The sequence below is a fragment of the Mesorhizobium sp. M7A.F.Ca.CA.004.06.1.1 genome (assembly GCF_003999135.1).
Lineage (GTDB): Bacteria > Pseudomonadota > Alphaproteobacteria > Rhizobiales > Rhizobiaceae > Mesorhizobium.
This window is the reverse complement of the sequence record NZ_RZPQ01000691.1, coordinates 1-3,164: the sequence shown is the minus strand read 5'-3', so window position 1 is coordinate 3,164 and position 3,164 is coordinate 1. Positions and strand designations below refer to the sequence as shown.

Annotated in this window: 5 protein-coding genes; 1 reads left to right on the top strand and 4 read right to left on the bottom strand. The window is 64.1% G+C overall.

Annotation, left to right across the window (positions count from 1 at the left end; all coding sequences use genetic code 11):
* Positions 1-378, top strand: a 378-nt coding sequence (locus EN906_RS28445; protein ID WP_164777421.1) for a phospholipase D-like domain-containing protein, incomplete at its 5' end; no start/stop codon positions are given.
* A 4-nt stretch (positions 379-382) separates the two neighbouring features.
* Here the strand turns inward: EN906_RS28445 and EN906_RS28440 are convergent.
* From EN906_RS28440 to EN906_RS28425, 4 genes are all read right to left on the bottom strand, one after another.
* Positions 383-1,639 carry a D-amino acid dehydrogenase gene (locus EN906_RS28440; RefSeq protein ID WP_127267087.1) on the bottom strand — a complete coding sequence of 419 codons (1,257 nt, stop codon included), beginning with the start codon at positions 1,637-1,639 and terminating at the stop codon, positions 383-385.
* Positions 1,640-1,760: 121 nt separating this feature from the next.
* Complete coding sequence (locus EN906_RS28435) at positions 1,761-2,303, bottom strand: nucleoside-diphosphate kinase (RefSeq protein WP_236383239.1); 543 nt, start codon at positions 2,301-2,303, stop codon at positions 1,761-1,763.
* Positions 2,304-2,317: 14 nt separating this feature from the next.
* A complete protein-coding gene (gene rnk / locus EN906_RS28430) occupies positions 2,318-2,740 on the bottom strand; it encodes a nucleoside diphosphate kinase regulator (RefSeq protein WP_127267089.1) in 423 nt (140 codons plus the stop codon).
* Positions 2,741-3,013: 273 nt separating this feature from the next.
* A partial coding sequence (locus tag EN906_RS28425) for an alanine racemase C-terminal domain-containing protein (protein ID WP_281060465.1) occupies positions 3,014-3,164 on the bottom strand: 151 nt, incomplete at its 5' end.

Here is a 3,164-nt window from a genome sequence, read left to right as displayed (position 1 = left end):
ACAGACATTGTCGGCCGCATCGATCTCAAGGGCGATATCGGCGGCAAGTTTCTCACCGCGCTCAACAAGCTGTTCGTCGAGAAATATGGCGACCGCATCAACATCCGCGAATTCAAGGCGCCTGACGTGGTGCTGCATTCCAAGATCATGATGATCGACGAAAGGTTGGTCGCCATCTCGTCGGTCAATCTCAACAACCGCAGCTTCTTCCACGACAGTGAGAACGGCATGATGGTGCTCGATCCGGCCTTCTACACCAGGATGAAGCCGATCTATGACGACTATGTCGCCCACTCCAATCCGGTCGCCACCAATGTGACGATCCCATGGGCCTATCGGCTGCTGTTCGACGAGGACTGGGTCCGGCAGGCATTCTGACCCTCTACCGTAGATAGCGCTCCTGCGCGAGGTCGCGAACGTCGATGTCAGGCACCCGGCTGGAGATGATGTCGGCCAGAACCTTGCCCGAGCCACAAGCCATGGTCCAGCCGAGCGTGCCGTGGCCGGTGTTGAGATAGAGATTGGAAAGCTCGGTGCGGCCGATCAGCGGCGGACCATCCGGCGTCATCGGCCGCAGCCCGCACCAGAACGTCGCGTCCCGCATGGCGCCGGCGCCCGGAAAGAGATCGCCAACCGAGTGTTCCAGCGTGCGCCGCCGCGATTCGTGCAGCCTGAGGTCGAAGCCGGAAATCTCGGCCGTACCACCAACCCGGATGCGGTCGCCGAGCCGGGTGATCGCCACCTTGTAGGTCTCGTCCATCACCGTCGACACCGGTGCCGCGGCGGCGTCCTTGATCGGCACGGTGATCGAATAGCCCTTGACCGGATAGACCGGGATCGGCCGCTTCACCCGGCGCATGAAACCTGCCGAATAACTGCCCAGCGCCATCACATAGGCGTCGGCGGTTTTCCAGCCCTTGCTGGTGCTGAGATTGGCGATGCGGTTGCGGCTGCGGATGACGCGCCAGATCGTCACGTCGTACTCGAACTTGACGCCACGGGCCACACAGAGTTCGGCCAGCCTGTCGGTGAACATCTTGCAGTCGCCGGTCTCGTCGTGCGGCAGCCTGAGGCCGCCGACGAACTTTTCGCGCACCCCGGCAAGGCCAGGCTCAGCCGCGATGCAGCCGTCCTGGTCGAGGGTCTCGTAAGGCACGCCATACTTCTTCAGCACCTCGACATCTCCGCCGGTGCCGTCAAGCTGCTTTTGCGTCCGGAACAGCTGCAGCGTGCCCTGGGTGCGCTCGTCATAGGCGATGCCGGTCGCTTCGCGTAGCGCCTTCAGCGTGTCGCGGCTGTATTCGGCGAGCGGCACCATGCGCGCCTTGTTGATCGCATAGCGCTCGGCGGTGCAGTTGCGCAGCATCTTGATCAGCCATGTCCACATATGCGGGTCGAAGGCCGGCCGCACCACCAGCGGGCCATGCTTCATCAGCAGCCATTTGATCGCCTTCAGCGGAATGCCGGGTCCGGCCCAGGGCGAGGCGTAGCCGGGCGAAATCTCGCCGGCATTGGCGAAGCTGGTTTCCAGCGCCGGGCCTTTCTGGCGATCGAGAACCGTCACCTCGTGGCCGGCCTCGGCAAGAAAGTACGCCGTGGTCACTCCGATGACGCCGCCGCCCAGCACCATGATCTTCATCGTTCACTCCTTGCCGCGCCGCACGCCCTTGAGGACGCCTGGACGCGGCCGTATTTCCGATTTGCGCACGATCCCCAGCGAAAATCGATGCCGACTTTCGGGATCATGCAGTGTTGCCTGTTCACGCCGCCGTGGGACCGGGGTCGTCATCCCCTGTCTGCCGCATTCCGGCCCTTTCGCCAAGGGGCCGCCAATCGGCTGCGGCGCTGTAGACGAGGGTGAGCCCATGCGGCCGTCGCGCCTCGTCTCGGGATTTCTCCCTGACGGCACGCCGCGCGGCCTCCGGCTGGTAGAGCACGGTCGCGATCAGGACCGACTCCCGCCTGCCGTCGGCCTGTTCGATCCATGCAGTCTGACCCTCGGCCATGCCGAGCATGCAAAGCCCCCGCCTTGTCATGATCGACAGGCTGGAGCCGACCGGACCGTGCACCTCATTCTGCACCAGAGTTCGGGTCTCGGCAGGGCCGGCATCGACACGAAACACCAGCCTGCTGTTCAGCGTCACGATATCGGATCCGACCGAATCGATCGCGACGACCTCGGCTTTGGAAAGCTTCTCTTCAAGCATTGGAACAATCGGATCCGCGAAAGCCCGCCAACGCTCCAACATGATCTCGAGGACGGCGAAGTCCTTCGTCGTCAGCCGGAAATTCGCGCCTGTCATCGCCGTCTCCATGCTCAGGACCCTTCCCGCCCGCAGGCCGGCGCATCGACCGCTTCGATGGTCGCCGACAGTTCCCGGCCGCCACGGCTGCTCCAGCACACTGTCTGCCCGATCGACGCGCCGATAAGCGCCGTCCCCATCGGCGTCAGCACCGAGATCCTGTTTTCACTGATGTCTGCTTCGCCGGGATAGACCAGCGTGATGCGCTGGGTGTGGCCGCCATCGTTGCGGATTGTCACCGTCGAACCCATCCGCACCACGTTGGCCGGCATGGAAGCCGCTGCCGTCACGAAGGCACGGTCCATCTCCGAAAGCAGTTCTTCGGCCGTCTCGGGCACGCGGTCGAGCGACGCCCGCGCCAGGCCCGTCAGCCGGTGGTGGTCGGCATCGCTGACCAGAAGCCGGCTCGGTGGACGCAATCCTGTTGCATGTTGCATGGCAAACCTCATGACTTGGCGCATCCAACAGACGCGCGCCTGCCGCCGCACAAACGGTGGCTTGATGAAAGCCGGCAGCCGCGAAGCTGTCTGGCTCGGGAATGATGATGTCAGGTAGAAATGCCCCGGTTCGGACGGACGCCAAAAGGCGGCCGCGCCGGGGCTACGATCCCGCGATCGGGCAGACCCGGAACAAGGTTCTGATATAAGCGAGGTTGCTCATGCCCGGAGCCTTGCCGACAGGCGTCCGCTTGTCAAGCGCGGCCAAACCGCTCAACCGCCGACATAGCGCCGATGGAAGCGCGGGCCGAGGCTGGTCAGGATCTCGTAGCCGATGGTGCCGGCATGGCCGGCGGCGTCATCGACGCTTTGCGAGGGACCGAGCAGTTCGACGAGATCCTGACCAGCCTCGGCCCGCGCTTCC